We start from the raw sequence: 17,892 nt of genomic DNA, 5'->3' as shown, positions 1-17,892 counted from the left end.
ATCTCGGCCGCCGCCGCCTCTGCGACGCCGATGACGGTGGAGGACGAAGACGGGTCGCTCGGCACCACCTCGACCAGATCAAGGGCAAAGCGCGATTTCAGCCGTGCCGCAAAGTCGAGGCAATTGGCGATCGGATGGTCGACGCGCACCTTGATCAGCCCTTCGGAGACTGCGAGCGACACCAGCCGCTGCGCCGTCTGCCGGGAGATGCCAAGCGTGGCGGCGATCTGGTCCTGGGTGTTGCCGGCAACATAATAGAGCCAGCCGGCGCGCGCCGCGTCGTCCAGCCTGTTGCCGCCGCTATCCTGCCGCGAATTCAAGTTCCTGCCTCCCAACCCGCCGAGCATAAGAGGCGGAGTACCACAGTTTCGCAGGGAATGAACTTGCGCGCAATTGCCTATTGCAAGAGCAATTGCTTAGGGCTGAAACCTGGTGTTTGGAGCGAAGGGACGGGTCGACCCAGTCTCGTTGCAACAGCAAGGCTGTCGAGGTCGCACCAATCTCGGTACTAAAGCGCGTCGCGTTCGATCGGCCTCATGCGGCGCGTTTTAGGTTCTTTTTTATGCATGTCGTCATCGCAAAACCGCTGCACATTTTTGCGCGACACGCATTAGCGGGGACGCGGCGGTTTATCTCCCGCGCTAAACGCTTTAAGGGATTTTTTGAGAATGGAGCCTTGCATGACGCCGAAAGCGGTTTTCTGGGATATGGACGGCACGCTGGTCGACAGCGAGCCGCTGCACGAGGCAGCGCTGATTGCGGCGCTGCACAGCGTCGGCATCGCACCACCGGCCAACCTGCATGAGCGGGTGCTCGGCATCGCCGCATGGCCGGTCTACGAAATGCTGCGCGACGAGTTCGGCCTCGACCTGCCTTTCGACGACTGGATCGTGCGCAAATACGATCACTATCTGCCGATGGCCGAAACGCTGATGCCACGCACCGGCGCGATCGAGATTTTCAATGAGCTGCGCGCACTTGGCGTGCCGCAAGCTGTGGTGTCCAACTCGGACAGGCTGATCGTCGATGCCAATCTGCGCGCCGTCGGCCTCGTCTATCCCGGAATGAAGACGGTCAGCCGCAACGACGTACGTGAAGGCAAGCCGCATGCCGAACCTTTCCTGCGCGCCGCCTGGCTGGCCGACGTCGATCCCGCCGAGGCCGTGGCGGTCGACGACAGCGTGACCGGCGCCACGGCGGGGCTGGCAGCTGGAATGAAGACGATCTTCTGGCCAGAGGTGCCCATGGAGGGGCCGCCGGGGGCGATTGTCATCAACAGCGCCGACGAATTGCGGGCCAAGCTCGGGCTTTGAGCCGGGCCCGGCTGGACTGCACTCAGTTCCGGTAGGCAGGCTCCTGCTCGTCGAGGATCGCCTTCAGTTCGGAAAGGTGGCGCTCGGCCTGGCCGGGATAATCTTCCTGTTCCCTTGCCGCTTTCTCCGCGATCTCGTCCGACAATACCCGCAACGGCCGGCCAGTCCACAGCGCCTTGATGTAGGTTTCGGCGGCGCGCTCGAAATAGAACATGCGGTTGAAGGTGTCGGCGACGCTGTCGCCGATGACCAGCACGCCATGGTTGCCCATCACCATGACCTTGACCTTCGGGTCGACAAGAAGCTGCGAGCAGCGCTCGCCCTCTTCCTCGAAGGCCAGCCCGCCATAATGAGCGTCGACGACATGGCGGTTGAAGAAGATCGCCGAGTTCTGGTCGATCGGCGGCAGCGTCGAGTCGGCGAGCGAGGCAAGCACGGTGGCGTGGATCGAGTGGACATGCATGACGCAGCGCGCATGACGCACGTTGCGATGGATGGCACCATGCAGGCCCCACGCCGTCGGATCGGGCGCATTCGGGCCGGCCAGCGTGTCGGGATCATTGGCGTCGATCAGAAGCAGGTCGCTCGCCTTGATGCGCGAGAAATGCACCTGGTTAGGGTTCATCAGGAATTGCGAGCCATCGTCGTTGACCGCCAGCGAAAAATGGTTGGCCACCGCCTCGTGCATGTTAAGCCGCGCCGTCCAGCGGAAGGCGCAAGCCAGATCGACGCGCTCCTCATAGAACGGCAGGTTGGTCAGCACTTCCTTCTGCAGGCGCGTGATGCTCATCGTAGACCTCCGTGAATGGAGCGAGCATGCCGCGCGGCTGGAACACGCGCAACCGGTTTCGTTTGGTGCAGGCGAGCGCCGTTATGCCGCCGTGCTGGTGGCCGCGCCGACCCTGAGCCCGCCATGCTCGACGATGAAATCTATCACCTCCTGCAAGCCCTTGCCGCGCGACAGGTCGGTGAAGCCGAACGGCCGTTTGCCGCGCATACGGGCAGCGTCGCTTTCCATCACATCGAGATTGACGTTCACATAGGGCGCAAGGTCGCTCTTGTTGATGACCAGGAAGTCGGATCGGGTGATCGCCGGGCCGCCCTTTCTCGGGATCTCCTCGCCCTGGCAAACCGAGATGACATAAAGCGTCAGGTCGGCAAGGTCCGGCGAGAAGGTGGCGGCGAGATTGTCGCCGCCCGATTCGATGAAGACGATGTCGAGATCCGGGAATTTTCTGGTCATCTCGGCGATCGCCTGCAGATTGATCGAGGCGTCCTCGCGGATGGCGGTGTGCGGGCAGCCGCCGGTCTCGACGCCGATGATGCGATCCTCAGGCAGTGCCTGCAGCCGGGCCAGCATCATGGCGTCTTCCTTGGTGTAGATGTCGTTGGTGACGACGGCGATCGAGAACTCGTCACGCAGCGCCTTGCAGAGCTTTTCGGTGAGCGTCGTCTTGCCCGAGCCGACCGGACCGCCAATGCCGATGCGAAGAGGACCGTTGGGCGATATCATCCGGGGAACTCCATGAGGGCAAGAACAGCAAAGCCAAGCCCGATCAGCAGGCACAGCGGCGAATAATAACGCAGATCGAGCCTCGCGAAAGGCTGTTCGGGCGTCAGCCGGCGCCACCACGGCGTGAAGCCGGCAATGCCGCGCGCCAGAAAAACCAGCGCGATGAGCAGTGACGTGGCGGCAAGTCCGGCCTTGGGAAACGGCGTGGCAAAGATGCCCTCGAGCGCCATCGGCCACAGTGTCGCCAGGCCGAGACATGCGGCGACGGCGAAGCTGGCGAAGGGTGCCGGCATCTCGTCGACGTCGCGAAAGCCGATGACCGCGCGGGCGCAGGAGGCGGCGTCCCTGCCCGGCCAGATGCCGCCAATGCCCCAATAGACATGCAACGCGGTGATCAGCAGCAGGACGAGCGAGAGCGCGAAAGCGAGGACGATCATGAACGGAACAGCCGCGAATACTGGGTCTCGTGCTTCATCGCCGTGATGTCGGAGATGAAAGCGCAGCCGCCGAGATCGTCGAGGGTCGAGCCGGCAGCGCGGGCTGCAGTCGCCAGGGCCAGCGGTTCGAAGGCGGCGAGCAGCGTCATCGCAGCGCTCTGGCCAACGATGCCAAGCCGGATCGCGGCCTGGACGAGGTTGGAAAAGAAGGCCTGCAGGAAGGCCGCCAGGGCGTCCCGCAGCGCAATGCCGTGATCGCCGGCAACGGCGCCGACGGCAACGCAATAGGCACATTCGGCCGGCAGGCGATCCAACGCCTGGCATGGCCAGGCGGAGGCCGCTTTCAGGAAGGCGGCGCCCTGCAGCATCGTCTCGGTATGACGCTCGCGCGAGCCTGCCAGAGCTTCGGCAAGGGCGACGATTTCATCGAGGTCGCCGGCTTCGCGCGCCCGGCGCCAGCTCTCGGCAAACAGCACCGCATCGTTCCAGCCTGAACCCATCTCGACAAGCGTTTCCAGCCACGCGGCGAGCTCTTTGCTGTCGGCAACCAGCCCGGCATGCACGGCCTGTTCCAGGCCATGGCTGTAGGAAAAGCCGCCGACCGGGAAGGAAGGCGACAGCCACGCCATCAGCCGCAACAATGCAACGTTGGAAGGCTGGGCCACGTTGGAAGGCTGGTCAGTCATGGTCATGGTCGTGCGAATGGCTGTGGGAATGCGATTCGCTATGGCTATGGGAATGCGCTTCGGCGTGGCTGTGCGCATGCGCCTCGGCATGAGCATGGCCGTGCCCGCCATGCCCGGAATAGGCGCCGCGCACCGGCTTGAACGGCTCGGAGACGTCGCTCACCGAGGCGCCCAATCCCTCCAGCATCGCCTTGATGACATGGTCGCGCAGGATGAGGATGCGCCCAGCTTCGATGCTTGCTGCGAGATGGCGGTTGCCGATGTGCCAGGCAAGCTCGGCCAGATGGACAGGGTCGCTGGCGCGGACGTCGTAGAGCGGCTCCTCGGCCGCGATGATCTCGATGTGGCGGCCATCCTCCAGCACCAGCCGGTCACCATGGTTCAACGTCACCGGTTCGGGCAGGTCGACCAGTACCTTGTCGCCACGGGCCGTTTCGATGGCGCGCCGGCGCAGATGCCGCTCGTCGTGGGCAAGCACTGCGCTGTCATATGGCGTAGTGGTTCCGGCCTTGCCGGCAGCTAGTACCGCCACAGCGCGCGGGAATTTGGTGAAGTCGGTGCGAATATCGAGCTTCATGTAAAAACTGCCTCTCCCAAAAAGCCTAGCCTATCGCGTCCGCCGCCCCAATGGCGCTCAGACGATCGTGTCGAAGAGCCGCAGGATGAACGATATCTGATAGACGAGCGCGCCGGCGACAAAGGCGATGTGAAAGCGGCGGTCGCGCAGCAGGATCGCAACGACGCAAAGCGCGACGAAAACCGGCGTGCGGATCAGATATTCGACGCCGAAATGGGCGAAGTGCGCCGGCCCTTTCAGCAGCGTATCGACCACGTCCAGCAGATAGGTCGCCGCCAGCAGGCCGAAGAACCAGGCGCGGCGCGAATAAAAGAAATCCTCATAGCTGGTGTAGTCCAGCATCGAATCCGGAAACAGCAGCGCGCAGAGCAGGAACAGCGTGACGGCGTAGAAGATGATGAACAGGTATTTGCCGAAGGTCCAGCTCTCGATCTGGAACAGGCCGAACTCCCACCACCAGAAATGCACCAGCATCAAAAGCACCGACGCGACCCAGGCGAGGTGCACGGGATAGAGCCGGTACTGGCCGGGATGCTGGACGATGCGGGCGAGCCCCGACAGCAGCCGGGTGACGCCAAGGCCGATCACCATGCCCAGGACGATGCGAATATGCGGGAAAATGTCGTGGGCGTAAGGGAGTTGCTGGTCCATAAGCCTGGCGCGGCACGTTCTACATCAAACGTTCTAGACCAAGATCCTGAAAAGTGAAAACCGGTTTCTGCTTCGCTGACCTACCGTTCGAATCTTGAGTCCGTTGAGACCTTGGCTATTGGTGCGCCGCAAGCAGATCGGATGAAATGGATGGCGTCTGCGCCAGATACTTCGTTGCTTTGCGAAAATAGGCCAACGGCCCGGAATCCAGATACTCGCCTGCCTCTTGTACTCCCTGACCACGCGCCTGGATGAACAGCGCCAGCGCAAACGCGCGTTCCGCTGGCGACAGATAGCCTTGTCGCTCGAAGGACCAGCCTTGCGTGCCGGTGGCGGTGTCGCGGTACTGAGTGAAACTCGCCGCGGTGTTGGAATTGAAGATTCCAAAGCCGAAGAAGGTGGCTGCGAGATCGGTCGCGAACTCCTCCATCTCGGAGCCGCCCGGCGGTTCTTCAGACACCGAGAGCAGCAACGGATGGCAAATCTCATGCGCGAAGGTCGTAATGAGCTTCATGGGCTTTGGAACGATCGCCGGATTGTAGGTGATTGTCATGGCACCGCCCAGGGATACGGAGAAGGTCCCGGCAGGCTCTCGCGGCGCGTTCTGAAGGACCTGAAGCGGTCCGAAAACCGGATCGATTGAATCTTCCTGCGGCACGAGATTGAAGCGGGCGGCATCGATGTCAAAATATGCCGCCACCTGCCTGAAATAGTGCGATGCAGCGGCGTGCCCCCGTTCTTCGGACGGGGTGAAAAACGCTCGCGTCGGCAGGATCAGCGAACGTTTGCGCAGCGCCGCCGCCCCGCCGAAATGCTTGAGCAGCCAACCCCAGCAATCGAGCTGCCACTCCTCGTCGTCGGCGTCCAGCGGGGAGCTTGTGCGCCAGAACACTCATCCACCTCAAAACAGAAAATATCGTTGCGCCATCGGTAGCACGGTTGCGGGCTCGCAGGTCAAGAGTTCGCCGTCGGCGCGGACTTCGTAGGTTTCGGGGTCGACCTCGACATGCGGAGTGGCGTCGTTGAGCACCATCGAATGCTTGCCGATGCCGCCGCGGGTGTTCTCGACCGCCACCATCTGCTTGTCGACGCCGAGCCTGCCGCGCAGACCGGAATCCAGCGCGGCCTTCGACACGAAGGTCACCGACGAATTGGTCATAGCCTTGCCGTAGGCGCCGAACATCGGCCGGTAGTGCATCGGCTGCGGCGTCGGGATCGAGGCGTTGGGATCGCCCATCGGGGCGGCGGCGATCATGCCGCCGATCAGCACCATGTCCGGTTTGACGCCGAAGAACGCCGGGTTCCACAGCACAAGGTCGGCGCGTTTTCCCACCGCCACCGAGCCGATGTCCTTCGACAGGCCGTGCGCGATGGCCGGATTGATGGTGTATTTGGCGATGTAGCGGCGGACACGGAAATTGTCGTTGTTGCCGGTCTCCTGCGGCAGCGAACCGCGCTGGCGCTTCATCTTGTCGGCGGTCTGCCAGGTGCGGATCGCCACTTCGCCGACACGGCCCATGGCCTGGCTGTCCGACGAGATGATCGAGAAGGCGCCGATGTCGTGCAGAATGTCTTCGGCGGCGATGGTTTCCTTGCGGATGCGGCTTTCGGCAAAGGCGATATCTTCGGGGATCGACGGCGACAGATGGTGGCAGACCATCAGCATGTCGAGGTGTTCGGCCAGGGTGTTGACCGTGTAGGGACGGGTAGGATTGGTCGAGGACGGAATGACGTTGGGCAGGCCGCAGACCTTGATGATATCAGGCGCGTGGCCGCCGCCGGCGCCTTCGGTGTGGAAGGCATGGATGGTGCGGCCCTTGATCGCCGCGACCGTGTTTTCGACGAAGCCGGATTCGTTCAGCGTGTCGGTGTGGATCATCACCTGCACGTCGTAATCGTCGGCGACCGACAGGCAGCAGTCGATTGCAGCCGGCGTGGTGCCCCAGTCCTCGTGCAACTTCAGCGAGCAGGCGCCGGCGAGCACCATCTCCTCGAGCGCGGCAGGCAGCGACGCGTTGCCCTTGCCCGACAGCCCGATATTCATCGGGAAGGCATCGAAAGACTGGATCATGCGCGCCAGGTGCCACGGCCCCGGCGTACAGGTGGTCGCCAGCGTGCCGTGCGCCGGGCCGGTGCCGCCGCCGAGCATGGTGGTGATGCCCGACATCAGCGCTTCCTCGATCTGCTGCGGGCAGATGAAGTGGATATGCGCGTCGAAGCCGCCGGCGGTCAGGATCTTGCCCTCGCCGGCGATGATCTCGGTGCCCGGGCCGATGATGATGGTGACGCCGCCTTGAGTATCCGGATTGCCGGCCTTGCCGATCGCGGCGATGCGGCCGTCCCTGAGGCCGATATCGGCCTTGACGATACCGGCGGTGGCATCGACGACCAGTGCATTGGTGATGACGGTGTCGACCGCGCCTTGCGCGCGCGAAACCTGGCTCTGGCCCATGCCGTCGCGGATGACCTTGCCGCCGCCGAATTTCACCTCCTCACCGTAAAGGGTGAGATCCTTTTCGACCTCGATGAACAGCTCGGTGTCGGCGAGCCGGACCTTGTCGCCAACGGTCGGGCCGTACATCTGCGCATAGGCGGCGCGGGTGATTTTAGCCATCAGCAATTGCTCCCGAAATACAGCCCGAAAATACCGCTTGTCGAAGGCAGGCCCCACATTGCCGCCATCCTATGGTCACGCAATGACCCGCTGAGCGACACTTTCCGATCCCATTTAGCGTTTGAGGTGGCCGGGCCACCCCAAAACGACCATTTGCCAATCGATGGAAAGGAACATCCATGCGCAAAACGACCCTTCTGGCAGCCGCCGCCACGCTGGTGCTCGCAACCGCCGCCAGCGCCCAGCAACAGCCTGCGCAGCAGCCCAGTCCGGCGCCGGCCGCGCCTGCTCCTGCCGCACCCGGGGCGCAGCCGCAGGCGCCCACCATCCAGGCGATCAACGTCGTCGATATCAAGGATCTGCCGGCGGACACTCAAGCCAAGGTCAACGAGGTAATCGCCAAGCGCAGCGATGCCGACCTGCAGAAACTGCGCGGCTCGATCGACGCGACACCGCAGGTCAAGTCCGCGCTCGAAGCCAAAGGGCTCACCTCGGCGCAGGTGATCGCCGCCAGCATGAGCACCAATGGCGCGCTGACGCTGATCACCAAGAAAGCGAGCTGACGAGACGAGGCGGCGGGCCGGCGCCCGGTCAGTCCGCCGCATCGCAAAGGGAACCTTCACGGGGGACGTTACGTTTCGGTCCTGTCGCCCTGACACGAGCCTCGAAAAGGACCCTGAGAACGAGCGATGGCGATCACCACCTTCTCCGACACCAGATGGCTGCATGGGATTGCCGCGACCGCGTTTCTGGCAGCCAGCATTCCGCACGCCGCGCTGAACGCGCAAAGCCTGGACAGCGCCGAGACCGTCAACCGGATCGTCGGCTCGGAGGTCGGCCAGGAAGAGACCAAGACAAATGCGGAAGCCGGCAAGGTCAACTCGGCGATCGACCGCACGCGTGAAAACATCGCCGTCGTGCGCAAGACATCCAAGCTCGACAAGGTCGATATCGTGTTTCTTACCGACGCCGCGCGCACCGAAGGCGGCCCGCCGCCGGCGATCGAGAACAAGGTCAGGCAACATCGGGACGACATTGCCGAGCTGCGCAAGGAGATCGAGGCGAACGCATTGCTGTTCAACGCCATCGACTCGCGGCGAGTGCAGACCGAGGACGTTCTGGCGGTAGAATTCGACGATCCCGGAAAGGTCGTCATCTATGCGGCGGCCAAGCCGCCCGGCTGAGCCGAAACTGCTCGACGCCTTCGATCTCACAGCGCGCCCATGATCTTCTGCTGAAACCCGTAGACCTCGCGCTTGCCGCCGAGCGGCACCAGGGTAACGTCACGCTCCTGCCCCGGCTCGAAGCGCATGGCGGTTCCGGCAGCGATGTCGAGGCGCATGCCGCGGGCCTTGTCGCGATCGAATCTCAGTCCCTCATTGGTCTCGAAGAAATGATAATGGCTGCCGACCTGGATCGGCCGGTCGCCGCTGTTGGCCACCTTCAAGGTGACCGTCGCCAGACCCTTGTTCAGCTCGATCTCGCCGCTTGTCGTGATGATTTCACCTGGGATCATTGATTGCCTTCCGTTTCACGGTCGCCGGATCAGGCGGCCTTGCGGGGGCCGCAGCCTTCGGCCTTCAGCACACGTCTGGCGGAGGCCGGATATTTCTTCAGCAGCGCTGCCGGACGGATCGGGCGGGCCGAGAAGTTGCCGCCGCAATTCGGACAGGCGCCGCCAAGCACGTTTTGTGCGCAGTCAGCGCAAAAGGTGCATTCGAAGGTGCAGATCAGCGCATCCGTCGCATCGGGCGGCAGATCCTTGTCGCAGCATTCGCAGTTGGGACGCAGCTCAAGCATTTTCCTCTCCTTGGCGGTGTTATCTGATCGGCTCGTGCACGGTCACCAGCTTGGTGCCGTCGGGAAACGTCGCCTCGACCTGCACATCGTGGATCATTTCGGCAATGCCTTCCATCACCTGGGCCCGGGTGACCACATGGGCGCCGGCTTCCATCAGCTCGGCGACCGCGCGGCCGTCGCGGGCACCCTCGACGACGAAATCGGTGATCAGCGCGATCGCTTCCGGGTGGTTGAGCTTGACGCCGCGTTCGAGCCGCTTGCGGGCCACGATCGCCGCCATGGCGATCAGCAGCTTGTCTTTCTCCCTCGGCGTCAGATTCATGCGTTTTCCTGCGGTGGTATAATCAAAATCAAAGTGACCATAATTTGGGCAGGCCCGCCCGTCCGTTGAGCAATTCGACAAGCGGCACCAGCCGCTTGCGGAGCTGGTAGCCGTCCTCGGCGAACAGTCTCGCAAGAAGCTTGCCAGATTTCCGTACATTCCAGAAACTCACGCCGCCCTGGCCGCCGACTATGCCCCGGGCCGGCTCGAGCAAAGCTTCTGCCCGCGGCGACACCATCAGCAGCGTCGCCACCGCGATGCCGCCACCGGCAACCGCCGTACGGTTCAAGGTGGCCGCAATGTCCGGCCCGATACGGAACTCCTCGGCATGGACCAGCTTCCCGTCCTGGCGGACGCGCCAGCGGTCGTGGAAATGGCCTTGCGCTGCCCGTTCACCCATGGCCAGACGGCCGAAGACGGTAGCCTCCAGGATCAGCGCCTCCGCTCCGGCGGCAAGCTCCACGTCAAGCGTGCGGGCAAAGGCCGAGCGGTCGAAGACGATGGTTTCCTGCGGCAGCCAGGCAATATGGCCGTTTTCGCCGACGGTCAGCTGCACCCGCACTTCGGCGCGGTCGGATGCGGCGCGGTAGATTTTCTCGCAGGCCTGCGTCGTTATGGTTGCGGAGGCGCCGGTACCGACATCGACCTCCCAGGCGAGACGGTCGCCACCGGTCAGCCCGCCGGCAGTGTTGATCAGGACGGCTTCGAGCGGATCGGCCGAGACCGCCGGCATGCGGATCTTGGCCGAACCGTCCTGGTACAGGCGCCGAAGACGCGTGCGGCCTCCGTTCCAGTCGCAGCCAAGCCGCGCAACGCCGGCAACGCGCTGGGCCGGCGGCACTGAGGTCAAGCTATATGCGATCGTATCCACGACACCAACGTTAAGCACTGCGGCGGCTTTGTCGATATATAGCTTGTTGCTTGACAGCGTTTCGGTTTCTATAGAGGGAGCCACCTTGGTACGGTCACCGGCGCCCGGCGGGGGTAAAAGGCGACGATGACGACGTAATCGAGGACAAAAGGGGCGCTGAGCAGTTGGCGTCGGGAAACGACAGAGTTGGGGAAGAAACCGAATGGCTGACCAGCTGGCAAACGATATCATCGCCAAGATCAAGGCTCATGCCGAGCCGGGCGGCGAGGAAATCACCACCAGTACCGAACTGACCGCCCTTGGCATCCATTCGCTGGAACTGACGGAGATCATCTTCGATCTCGAGGAAGAGTATGGCATCGAAATCGAAATGAACACGGTCGATGCCTGGAGCAATCTGAAGAATGTCGGCGACATGGTCGAGGCGGTTCGCGCGCTGATCGCGAAAAAAGCCTGACTGAATGCACAAGCGCATCGTCATCACGGGCATCGGTGGGTTATGCGGCCTCGGCACCAATGCACCGGCAATTTGGAATGAGATGCGCGCCGGCCGTTCGGCAATCGGCGCGATCGACAATCCGCTGCTGCATGATCTGAAGGTCAAGGTCGGCTGCGAAATCAAGGCGCTTCCCGAGCACGGCATCGACCGCAAGCAGGTCGTGTCGATGGACCGCTTCAGCCTTCTGGCGACGATCGCCGCGCGGGAGGCGGCACAGCAGGCGGGATTGAACCCGCACGCGGCCAACACCTACCGGATGGGCACCATCGTCGGCGTCGGCGTCTGCGGCTGGGAGGCAATCGAAGAGAACTATCGCGCCATCCTGCTCGAAGGCAAGAACCGCGCCGGCATCTTCACCGTACCGAAAGTAATGCCGGGCGCAGCCGCCGGCCATGTCAGCATGAATCTTGGTCTGCGCGGACCGGTGTTCGGCATCACCTCTGCCTGCTCGTCATCCAACCACGCCATTGCCTCGGCGGTCGATCAGATCAGGCTCGGCCGGGCCGACGTCATGGTCGCCGGCGGCACCGATGCGCCGCTGGTCTGGGGCATCCTCAAGGGCTGGGAGGCCCTGCGGGTATTGTCGCCGGACACCTGCCGGCCGTTTTCGGCCGATCGCCAAGGGCTTGTGCTCGGCGAAGGCGCCGGCATGGTGGTGCTGGAAACATATGAGCATGCCATGGCGCGCGGCGCCGCCATCCTTGCCGAAATCGCCGGCGTCGGCCTTTCCGCCGACGCCTCCGACATCGTCGCGCCAACTATCGAAGGGCCTGAGGCGGCGATGCGCTTCTGCCTCGTCGATGCCGGGCTCAATCCGGAGGACGTCGACTATCTCAACGCGCATGGCACCGGCACCAAGGCCAACGACCAGATCGAGACGGCGGCGATCAAGCGTGTCTTCGGCGGCCATGCCTACAAGCTTTCTATCTCCTCGACCAAATCGATGCACGCCCACTGCCTCGGCGCATCCGGCGCGCTGGAAATGATCGCCTGCGTGATGGCGATCCACCAAGGCATCGTGCCGCCGACCGCCAATTATCGGGAAGCCGACGCCGACTGCGATCTCGACATCACGCCGAACGTGGCGCGCGAGCGCGCGGTGCGCACCGCGATCAGCAACAGCTTCGCCTTCGGCGGCACCAATGCGGTGCTGGCGGTCAAGGCCGTGTGACCGCACCCCTTGCGGGCCCTTCACCGGGGGCCGGCGAAACTTTCCATGCGCATATTGATCGCGCCAGGCGTCGCGCCTAACTCTCTGCGACCCGCCATGACCGTGCCGCTCGGCGCGGTCCCCGACCAGGAGTTTCGATGACCGATCTGTCCGCGTTTCCGATCGCTAGGCGCTGGCCGGCAATCCACCCCGACCGCATTCAGCTTTATTCGTTTCCGACGCCGAACGGGGTGAAGATATCGATCGCGCTGGAGGAACTTGGCCTGCCGTACGAACCGCATGCCGTCGACATCGGCAAGAACGAGAGCTGGACCCCGGAATTCCTGTCTTTGAACCCTAACGGCAAGATACCGGCGATGATCGATCCGGACGGCCCGGGCGGAAAGCCGATCGGCCTGTTCGAATCCGGCGCCATCCTGCTCTACCTCAGCGACAAGACCGGCAAGCTGGTCCCGGCAGACGCAACGCTGCGTTACGAGACGATCCAGTGGGTGTTCTTCCAGATGGCTTCGATCGGGCCGATGTTCGGCCAAGTCGGTTTCTTCCACAAATTCGCCGGCCGCGAAATCGCCGACAAGCGCCCGCTGGAACGTTACCGCGATGAATCACGGCGGCTGATCGGCGTCCTCGAAACGAGGCTCAAGGGCCGCAGCTGGATCATGGGCGACGATTACACCATCGCCGACATTTCGATGCTTGGATGGGTGCGCAACCTGATCGGCTTTTACGAGGCACGGGAACTCGTCGGTTTCGACGATTTCCCCAGCGTGGGCGCATGGCTGGAGCGTGGCCTCGCTCGTCCAGCGGTGCAGAGAGGCCTCACCATTCCGGCCAGAAGCTGATCTTACGCCGATTCCGCTCGGCTATTTTGCTTTGGTCCGGGGTTTCTTGCCGACTACGGAAGCGGCAAGCGACGCCGCACCTTTGGCGGTCGCAAGCACGGCACCAGCGGCGACGTTGGCCGTCGTTTTGACGGTGCGCATTGCGCTGCCTGCGATCGATCCTCTGCTGCCTGCCGGCTTTTTAGGGCTGGCGGCTTTGGGAGTTGCGGCCTTGGCCGCAGCGGGCATCACCTTTTTCGGCGCTGCCTTGCCAAAGCTGGGCTTGGCCGCATCCTTGGAACGCGTCGCCGCTGCCGGGCCGGCGCTGGTTTTCGCTCGGGTTGCTTTTGATCGTGTTGCCCTGCCCTTGGCGGGCGCAGGCTTTCTTGCCATGGTTTCCATCGACTGTTCCCTCATGTGGCACAATTACCGTGTCCGGGATAACGGCCTGAAAGTTTTAAGGTTCCGGCCGAACAGTCCTTGCAGATCAGGCCTGCTCACCGACCACCAGGTCGGCGGGCCGCCGACGGGCAAGCACCCGATCGATGTTCGGCATGTCGTTGGAAGCGATCCAGGCGCGCGCGTCCTCGTCGGACCGGCCGTGCTCGTGCCATCGCTCCAGCAGCCGGCGCTCGAGCTTGGCGCGCGGCACATCGACAAAGATCGAGAAGTCGAACAGCGGCGCCAGCCGCGTCCACGGCTCTTCGTCGAGCAGCAGATAATTGCCTTCGACCAGGATGAATTTGGTCTCGGCGGCGATAATTGCAGCGGCGGCGCGCGACAGCTCTATGCTGCGGTCGAAGACCGGGATGGCAATATCCGGCTCGCCGGCGCGGATGCGCTTGAGCAGCGTTTCGAAGCCGGCAAAATCAAAGGTTTCCGGGGCACCTTTTCGCTGGCGAAGGCCGCGTTGCTCCAGCACGACATCGTCGTAATGGAAGCCGTCCATCGGCACGACCTCCGCCGTGCCTTCCGGCAGCAAGTCGTGCAAGCCTGCCGACAATGTCGACTTGCCGGCGCCGGGCGGGCCGGCAATGGCAACAATGAAGCGCGGCGCCTTGCCGGCGCGCTTGAAGATGGCAGCAGCGATATGGGCGATCTCGGACATTGGCCCCCTTACGTTGGTTCTGGCGCATTTTGGTGGCAGTTTTCGGAAATTTCAAACGCCGGATTGTGCCAGGCCCTCAATCGGGCCTGGATTGGCCGATCCGCAGGAAATCGCTGTCGAAGACAATATCGCGCACCGCATCATCAGCCGCCAGGATGCGCATGCGGCCCGGCGAGGTCGTGACGTCGCGCGGCGGCTCGCCGGATGGCCAGGGCAGCGCGCCGATGACATGGCGGAACGAAAAGCTGCGCCCTTCAGAAAGGGCAAAGGCGGTCGCCACGCCTTCGCGCTTCAGCCAGTTGTCGCCGAGCGATGCGGCATGGCCGACGGCGGTGCGGCCGTCCTCGATGCCGAGCACGCCGCGGTGGCGGCCGCTCCATGGCGCATAATCGCGCCCGCCATTGCTGACCCACAGCATGGTGACCGGCAATTCGGCCGGGTTCTTCAGCACCAGCACGAGATCGGCTTCCGCCTGGCGCGCCAGCGCGGCCCAGCCTGGCCCGCCATGGTCGGCCTCGACCAGCGTGACGAAGTCCTCACGCTGCTGGTCCATACGATAGCCGGTCAGGTCGATCGTGCCGCCGTCGGCGGCGGGAAAGCGCGTCAGGTCGTCGGTTCGCGCCGGGTAGGCGAGCAGAGAGCGGCCGCGAGCCGGATCGGGCTCCGGCGCCTCGTTCGGCGTCGCGGCAAGGCGCTTCGGCGAGAAGGCCAGCCTGCCGCCGGCCGTCATCACCGTCATCGGGTGATGGGCGACGGGAATGGCGCCGGCGCCGCCGGAAAAGACGTGCTCCTGATAGAGAAAGGGATGATCGTTGTGCAAGGTCAGGATCTTGTCGACGGTCGCGCCCATGACCGGGCGCTGCAGGCGGAAGACGGCGCGCCAGCCATCGGCCGTTGCGGCGCTGTCGACGACGTCCCAGCGACTGTTGGCCGGCCAGCCATGCAAAGGTGCCGCTTCGACGTCGCTGGTTGAGAACGGCGCGCAGAGGAAATCGCCGGACAGGTGGACCGTCCCTTCGGGCAGGTCTTTTGGCAGCGTCTCGCGCGGCTCGCCGACCCAGGGTGCGCGATGCAGCGGCTTCAGCCGACGGCCTTCGATCTCGACCGTCATATCGGCGAGATGGCCGACGGCAAGATCGACCGATACCGAAATGCCCTTTGCCGTGATCGTGACCGTATCCATGTGCACCTACCGATTCTGCCGGCGCCAGCAAAGCCCACTCGCCGCCGGTTGCGCAAGCGCGGTGGCCGGCAATTCACATCAGACGGCGGCTGCACGGCCTGTGGACAGGGCACCATCCCAGGGCTCCACCGATATTAACCAAATGGACTGTGCCTTTGCGTTAAGATAGCTTCGCCTCGTCTCAGAAACAGCCTGCCTTCGGAACTGACTTGTCCGCCTTCCGGTTCTTTTCGTTCATCCACAAATGCGTCGCTGTGCTGGCGCTGCTGCTGTTTGCCGCCGGCTGCACGACTGTCACGCCTCCCGACAGCGTGCTGGCGGTGCCGGCGCCGCCGCAGAAATATGCCGCGATGGTCATCGATGCCGGCACCGGCAAGACGCTGTTCGAGGTCAATTCGACGGCGCCGCGTTATCCGGCTTCGCTGACCAAGATGATGACGCTCTACCTTCTGTTCGAGGCGCTGGATTCAGGCCGCATCAGCAAGGAGACGCAAATTCCAGTGTCGGACAACGCCGCCCGCCAGCCGCCGACCAAGCTGCGGTTCAGGCGCGGCGAGACCATCGACGTCGATTCGGCGATCCGCGCCATCGTCGTCAAATCCGCCAATGACGTGGCGGTCGCCGTTGCCGAATATCTCGGCGGCAGCGAAGAGGCGTTCGCCGGCATGATGACCGCCAAGGCGCGCCAGATCGGCATGAGCAGCACCGTTTTCCGCAATGCCTCGGGCCTGCCGGACGGCGACCAGCACACGAGCGCGCGCGACATGGCAGTGCTCGGCATGGCGCTGCACGCCCGCTTCCCGCAGCATTTCCACTATTTCTCGGAAAGCGACTTCATGTTTCGCGGCAGGCTGGTGCGCGGCCACAACGACATGCTCGGCCGGGTGCGCGGCGTCGACGGCATCAAGACCGGCTACATCAGGGCTTCCGGCTTCAACATCGTCACCTCCTATAATGCGGACGGGCACCGGCTGATCATCGTTGTGATGGGCGCCGACAGCGCGCGCCAGCGCAACGACCATGTCGAGGCGCTGATCCAGCGCAGCCTGTTGCCGACCTCGGAGGCAAAGACGCGGCTGCTGTATGCCGAGGAGCAGTGACGGTTGAAGTCCGAGAGTTGACCGCGTGCGGGTTCAGGCGACAAACGCAGAACCGCCGTTTTGCGCGACACTGCTGAGATACTTTGCCGGCGGCTTGCCAAGCGCTTTCTTGAACATGGTGATGAAGGCGGTGACCGATTCGTAACCGAGATCGGCCGAGACCTGCTGCACGCTGGCGCCGGAAGCCAGCTCGCGCAATGCGACGATCAGGTGCAATTGCTGGCGCCAGCGCCCGAAGGTCAGCCCTGTCTCCTTGACCACGAGACGTGCGAGACTGCTCTCGCTGAGCGCGACGCGACTGGCCCACTCCACCAGGGTGCTGCGATTGGCAGGATCATCCGCCAGCACCGCGGCGATCCGCCTCAAGCGCGGCTCGGACGAGATCGGCAGATGCAGCTGCTGGACAGGCATGCGCGGCAGTTCGGTCAGCAGAACCCTGGTCAGGAGCTCGCCCCTCGCGTCATCGTCCTCACCGCGATCCGCCAGATCGACGATGAGCTCGCGCAGCAACGGCGAGATCGACAGCGTGCAGCACCGGGCCGGCAGGTCGGCAGCTCCCGGCTCGATATAGATGAAGAAAATCCGGGCATTGGCGGTCGCGATATTGCTGTGCTCCATGCGGCCCGGAATCCACACCGCGCAATGCGGCGGCACCATCCACAGGCCGCTGGGGACGCGACATGTGACGCCACCGCCGAGCGCGAAAACGAGTTGGCCTTTGCGGTGGCGGTGATCCGGCACCTCCGCCCTGGTCTCGGTGATGTCAACGCGCACGGCGATTGCCGGGGCGAGGACATCATCCGGATCGAAAGGCCAGGGGTAGCGGAGAGGCTGTCTCATATTGACTGATTTTAGCTATCAAACGCCAAGATATCTAAATTACTCAAACAGCAAAGTCGATAGATTAGGCCTCCAGATAAGTAACTCAGGAGCCGGCAGGCGGGCTTCCGGGCCCGGCGAACGAAAACAGGCTGGCGTCCGCCAGGCAGCAGGAAGGTACGAACCATGCTCGGCCTAATCACATCTTCCGATAGCGCCACCGGGCTGAGGCTCGCCGAGCTTGGCGAGCCCGAGCCCGCCCCGCGCGAGGCGCTGGTCTCGGTCCGGGCAGTCTCGCTGAATCGCGGCGAACTGCGCCTGCTCAGCATCCGCCCGAACGGCTGGGTCCCTGGCCAGGACGTCGCAGGAATTGTCGAACGCGCCGCGGCCGACGGCTCCGGGCCGGC

At 63.7% G+C, this 17,892-nt stretch carries 24 protein-coding genes and 1 pseudogene; 8 read left to right on the top strand and 17 right to left on the bottom strand.

The window, feature by feature from the left end:
• Window positions 1-320 (bottom strand): MarR family transcriptional regulator (locus E5W70_RS14805; RefSeq protein WP_292659290.1); only part of this gene is annotated, 320 nt, incomplete at its 3' end.
• A 360-nt stretch (window positions 321-680) separates the two neighbouring features.
• On the opposite strand from E5W70_RS14805, the gene E5W70_RS14800 reads away from it, so the two are divergent.
• Complete coding sequence (locus E5W70_RS14800; protein ID WP_292659288.1) at window positions 681-1,313, top strand: HAD family phosphatase; 633 nt, start codon at window positions 681-683, stop codon at window positions 1,311-1,313.
• Between the two features lie 22 nt (window positions 1,314-1,335).
• Here the strand turns inward: E5W70_RS14800 and E5W70_RS14795 are convergent, their stop codons facing one another.
• The 8 genes from E5W70_RS14795 to ureC all read right to left on the bottom strand — a co-directional run bounded on the left by E5W70_RS14795 (window position 1,336) and on the right by ureC (window position 7,794).
• Window positions 1,336-2,103 carry a class II aldolase and adducin N-terminal domain-containing protein gene (locus E5W70_RS14795; RefSeq protein ID WP_292659286.1) on the bottom strand — a complete coding sequence of 256 codons (768 nt, stop codon included), beginning with the start codon at window positions 2,101-2,103 and terminating at the stop codon, window positions 1,336-1,338.
• A gap of 81 nt (window positions 2,104-2,184) precedes the next feature.
• The gene (gene ureG, locus E5W70_RS14790) at window positions 2,185-2,826 is read right to left on the bottom strand and encodes an urease accessory protein UreG (RefSeq protein WP_292659284.1); all 642 of its coding nucleotides are present in this window, start codon (window positions 2,824-2,826) and stop codon (window positions 2,185-2,187) included.
• Window positions 2,823-3,263 carry a DUF3995 domain-containing protein gene (locus E5W70_RS14785; protein ID WP_292659282.1) on the bottom strand — a complete coding sequence of 147 codons (441 nt, stop codon included), beginning with the start codon at window positions 3,261-3,263 and terminating at the stop codon, window positions 2,823-2,825. The genes ureG and E5W70_RS14785 overlap by 4 nt, the downstream gene beginning before the upstream one ends.
• On the bottom strand, window positions 3,260-3,949 hold the full coding sequence (locus tag E5W70_RS14780) for an urease accessory protein UreF (protein WP_292659280.1): 690 nt from the start codon (window positions 3,947-3,949) through the stop codon (window positions 3,260-3,262). Before E5W70_RS14780 ends, E5W70_RS14785 begins: the two co-directional genes overlap by 4 nt.
• Window positions 3,942-4,526 (bottom strand): urease accessory protein UreE, encoded by a 585-nt coding sequence (locus E5W70_RS14775; RefSeq protein ID WP_292659279.1) that lies wholly within the window; start codon window positions 4,524-4,526, stop codon window positions 3,942-3,944. Before E5W70_RS14775 ends, E5W70_RS14780 begins: the two co-directional genes overlap by 8 nt.
• Before the next feature lie 57 nt (window positions 4,527-4,583).
• On the bottom strand, window positions 4,584-5,177 hold the full coding sequence (locus E5W70_RS14770; RefSeq protein WP_292659277.1) for a hypothetical protein: 594 nt from the start codon (window positions 5,175-5,177) through the stop codon (window positions 4,584-4,586).
• A 115-nt stretch (window positions 5,178-5,292) separates the two neighbouring features.
• Window positions 5,293-6,069 carry a hypothetical protein gene (locus E5W70_RS14765; RefSeq protein WP_292659275.1) on the bottom strand — a complete coding sequence of 259 codons (777 nt, stop codon included), beginning with the start codon at window positions 6,067-6,069 and terminating at the stop codon, window positions 5,293-5,295.
• A 9-nt stretch (window positions 6,070-6,078) separates the two neighbouring features.
• A complete protein-coding gene (gene ureC / locus E5W70_RS14760; protein ID WP_292659292.1) occupies window positions 6,079-7,794 on the bottom strand; it encodes an urease subunit alpha in 1,716 nt (571 codons plus the stop codon).
• 176 nt (window positions 7,795-7,970) lie between these two features.
• Between ureC and E5W70_RS14755 the strand changes: the two genes are divergently transcribed.
• Window positions 7,971-8,354: a hypothetical protein gene (locus tag E5W70_RS14755; protein WP_023677006.1), complete on the top strand. Its 384-nt coding sequence runs from the start codon at window positions 7,971-7,973 to the stop codon at window positions 8,352-8,354.
• A gap of 126 nt (window positions 8,355-8,480) precedes the next feature.
• Window positions 8,481-8,975 carry a hypothetical protein gene (locus E5W70_RS14750; protein WP_292659273.1) on the top strand — a complete coding sequence of 165 codons (495 nt, stop codon included), beginning with the start codon at window positions 8,481-8,483 and terminating at the stop codon, window positions 8,973-8,975.
• Between the two features lie 26 nt (window positions 8,976-9,001).
• Here the strand turns inward: E5W70_RS14750 and E5W70_RS14745 are convergent, their stop codons facing one another.
• Genes E5W70_RS14745 through E5W70_RS14730 form a run of 4 tightly spaced genes read right to left on the bottom strand, consistent with a single transcriptional unit; the run spans window position 9,002 to window position 10,754 of the window.
• Window positions 9,002-9,307, bottom strand: coding sequence for an urease subunit beta (locus E5W70_RS14745; protein ID WP_292659271.1), 306 nt, complete (start codon window positions 9,305-9,307; stop codon window positions 9,002-9,004).
• Window positions 9,308-9,336: 29 nt separating this feature from the next.
• Window positions 9,337-9,591 carry a DUF1272 domain-containing protein gene (locus tag E5W70_RS14740; RefSeq protein ID WP_292659269.1) on the bottom strand — a complete coding sequence of 85 codons (255 nt, stop codon included), beginning with the start codon at window positions 9,589-9,591 and terminating at the stop codon, window positions 9,337-9,339.
• Between the two features lie 19 nt (window positions 9,592-9,610).
• Window positions 9,611-9,913 carry an urease subunit gamma gene (locus tag E5W70_RS14735; protein WP_023677011.1) on the bottom strand — a complete coding sequence of 101 codons (303 nt, stop codon included), beginning with the start codon at window positions 9,911-9,913 and terminating at the stop codon, window positions 9,611-9,613.
• 28 nt (window positions 9,914-9,941) lie between these two features.
• Window positions 9,942-10,754: an urease accessory protein UreD gene (locus E5W70_RS14730; RefSeq protein WP_292659291.1), complete on the bottom strand. Its 813-nt coding sequence runs from the start codon at window positions 10,752-10,754 to the stop codon at window positions 9,942-9,944.
• Between the two features lie 232 nt (window positions 10,755-10,986).
• Here E5W70_RS14730 and E5W70_RS14725 point away from each other — a divergent pair, with 232 nt between their 5' ends.
• The 3 genes from E5W70_RS14725 to E5W70_RS14715 all read left to right on the top strand — a co-directional run bounded on the left by E5W70_RS14725 (window position 10,987) and on the right by E5W70_RS14715 (window position 13,296).
• On the top strand, window positions 10,987-11,241 hold the full coding sequence (locus E5W70_RS14725; RefSeq protein ID WP_023677013.1) for an acyl carrier protein: 255 nt from the start codon (window positions 10,987-10,989) through the stop codon (window positions 11,239-11,241).
• A gap of 4 nt (window positions 11,242-11,245) precedes the next feature.
• Window positions 11,246-12,454, top strand: a complete 1,209-nt coding sequence (locus tag E5W70_RS14720) for a beta-ketoacyl-[acyl-carrier-protein] synthase family protein (RefSeq protein WP_292659266.1) — start codon at window positions 11,246-11,248, stop codon at window positions 12,452-12,454.
• Between the two features lie 137 nt (window positions 12,455-12,591).
• Window positions 12,592-13,296 carry a glutathione S-transferase N-terminal domain-containing protein gene (locus tag E5W70_RS14715; RefSeq protein ID WP_292659265.1) on the top strand — a complete coding sequence of 235 codons (705 nt, stop codon included), beginning with the start codon at window positions 12,592-12,594 and terminating at the stop codon, window positions 13,294-13,296.
• A 21-nt stretch (window positions 13,297-13,317) separates the two neighbouring features.
• Here the strand turns inward: E5W70_RS14715 and E5W70_RS14710 are convergent, their stop codons facing one another.
• The 3 genes from E5W70_RS14710 to E5W70_RS14700 form a co-directional block, all read right to left on the bottom strand.
• Complete coding sequence (locus E5W70_RS14710) at window positions 13,318-13,677, bottom strand: hypothetical protein (protein ID WP_292659263.1); 360 nt, start codon at window positions 13,675-13,677, stop codon at window positions 13,318-13,320.
• An 85-nt stretch (window positions 13,678-13,762) separates the two neighbouring features.
• A complete protein-coding gene (locus E5W70_RS14705; RefSeq protein ID WP_292659261.1) occupies window positions 13,763-14,383 on the bottom strand; it encodes a nucleoside triphosphate hydrolase in 621 nt (206 codons plus the stop codon).
• Window positions 14,384-14,459: 76 nt separating this feature from the next.
• Window positions 14,460-15,566 carry a hypothetical protein gene (locus tag E5W70_RS14700; protein WP_292659259.1) on the bottom strand — a complete coding sequence of 369 codons (1,107 nt, stop codon included), beginning with the start codon at window positions 15,564-15,566 and terminating at the stop codon, window positions 14,460-14,462.
• Between the two features lie 209 nt (window positions 15,567-15,775).
• On the opposite strand from E5W70_RS14700, the gene E5W70_RS14695 reads away from it, so the two are divergent.
• Window positions 15,776-16,666, top strand: coding sequence for a D-alanyl-D-alanine carboxypeptidase family protein (locus E5W70_RS14695; RefSeq protein WP_292659257.1), 891 nt, complete (start codon window positions 15,776-15,778; stop codon window positions 16,664-16,666).
• 33 nt (window positions 16,667-16,699) lie between these two features.
• Here E5W70_RS14695 and E5W70_RS14690 read toward each other — a convergent pair whose 3' ends face one another.
• Window positions 16,700-17,506: a helix-turn-helix transcriptional regulator gene (locus E5W70_RS14690; protein ID WP_292659255.1), complete on the bottom strand. Its 807-nt coding sequence runs from the start codon at window positions 17,504-17,506 to the stop codon at window positions 16,700-16,702.
• Window positions 17,507-17,671: 165 nt separating this feature from the next.
• Here E5W70_RS14690 and E5W70_RS14685 point away from each other — a divergent pair.
• Window positions 17,672-17,892, top strand: a pseudogene (locus tag E5W70_RS14685) (oxidoreductase); the annotation flags it as partial.

Origin of the sequence: Mesorhizobium sp. (genome assembly GCF_005063415.1) — a bacterium.
Classification (GTDB): Bacteria; Pseudomonadota; Alphaproteobacteria; order Rhizobiales; family Rhizobiaceae; genus Mesorhizobium.
Note: the sequence above shows the minus strand (reverse complement) of the source record. Positions and strands in the feature narration are given on the sequence as shown.

Bases quoted from the DNA above. Each gene is read 5' to 3' on its own strand.
- E5W70_RS14725 (WP_023677013.1), top strand. From the start codon at position 10,987: ATGGCTGACCAGCTGGCAAACGATATCATCGCCAAGATCAAGGCTCAT.
- E5W70_RS14735 (WP_023677011.1), bottom strand. From the start codon at position 9,913: ATGAATCTGACGCCGAGGGAGAAAGACAAGCTGCTGATCGCCATGGCG.
- E5W70_RS14755 (WP_023677006.1), top strand. From the start codon at position 7,971: ATGCGCAAAACGACCCTTCTGGCAGCCGCCGCCACGCTGGTGCTCGCA.
- E5W70_RS14770 (WP_292659277.1), bottom strand. From the start codon at position 5,177: ATGGACCAGCAACTCCCTTACGCCCACGACATTTTCCCGCATATTCGC.
- E5W70_RS14705 (WP_292659261.1), bottom strand. From the start codon at position 14,383: ATGTCCGAGATCGCCCATATCGCTGCTGCCATCTTCAAGCGCGCCGGC.
- E5W70_RS14800 (WP_292659288.1), top strand. From the start codon at position 681: ATGACGCCGAAAGCGGTTTTCTGGGATATGGACGGCACGCTGGTCGAC.
- E5W70_RS14780 (WP_292659280.1), bottom strand. From the start codon at position 3,949: ATGACTGACCAGCCTTCCAACGTGGCCCAGCCTTCCAACGTTGCATTG.
- E5W70_RS14750 (WP_292659273.1), top strand. From the start codon at position 8,481: ATGGCGATCACCACCTTCTCCGACACCAGATGGCTGCATGGGATTGCC.
- E5W70_RS14700 (WP_292659259.1), bottom strand. From the start codon at position 15,566: ATGGATACGGTCACGATCACGGCAAAGGGCATTTCGGTATCGGTCGAT.
- E5W70_RS14745 (WP_292659271.1), bottom strand. From the start codon at position 9,307: ATGATCCCAGGTGAAATCATCACGACAAGCGGCGAGATCGAGCTGAAC.
- E5W70_RS14710 (WP_292659263.1), bottom strand. From the start codon at position 13,677: ATGGAAACCATGGCAAGAAAGCCTGCGCCCGCCAAGGGCAGGGCAACA.
- E5W70_RS14720 (WP_292659266.1), top strand. From the start codon at position 11,246: ATGCACAAGCGCATCGTCATCACGGGCATCGGTGGGTTATGCGGCCTC.
- E5W70_RS14795 (WP_292659286.1), bottom strand. From the start codon at position 2,103: ATGAGCATCACGCGCCTGCAGAAGGAAGTGCTGACCAACCTGCCGTTC.
- E5W70_RS14775 (WP_292659279.1), bottom strand. From the start codon at position 4,526: ATGAAGCTCGATATTCGCACCGACTTCACCAAATTCCCGCGCGCTGTG.
- E5W70_RS14740 (WP_292659269.1), bottom strand. From the start codon at position 9,591: ATGCTTGAGCTGCGTCCCAACTGCGAATGCTGCGACAAGGATCTGCCG.
- E5W70_RS14785 (WP_292659282.1), bottom strand. From the start codon at position 3,263: ATGATCGTCCTCGCTTTCGCGCTCTCGCTCGTCCTGCTGCTGATCACC.
- E5W70_RS14690 (WP_292659255.1), bottom strand. From the start codon at position 17,506: ATGAGACAGCCTCTCCGCTACCCCTGGCCTTTCGATCCGGATGATGTC.
- ureG (WP_292659284.1), bottom strand. From the start codon at position 2,826: ATGATATCGCCCAACGGTCCTCTTCGCATCGGCATTGGCGGTCCGGTC.
- E5W70_RS14715 (WP_292659265.1), top strand. From the start codon at position 12,592: ATGACCGATCTGTCCGCGTTTCCGATCGCTAGGCGCTGGCCGGCAATC.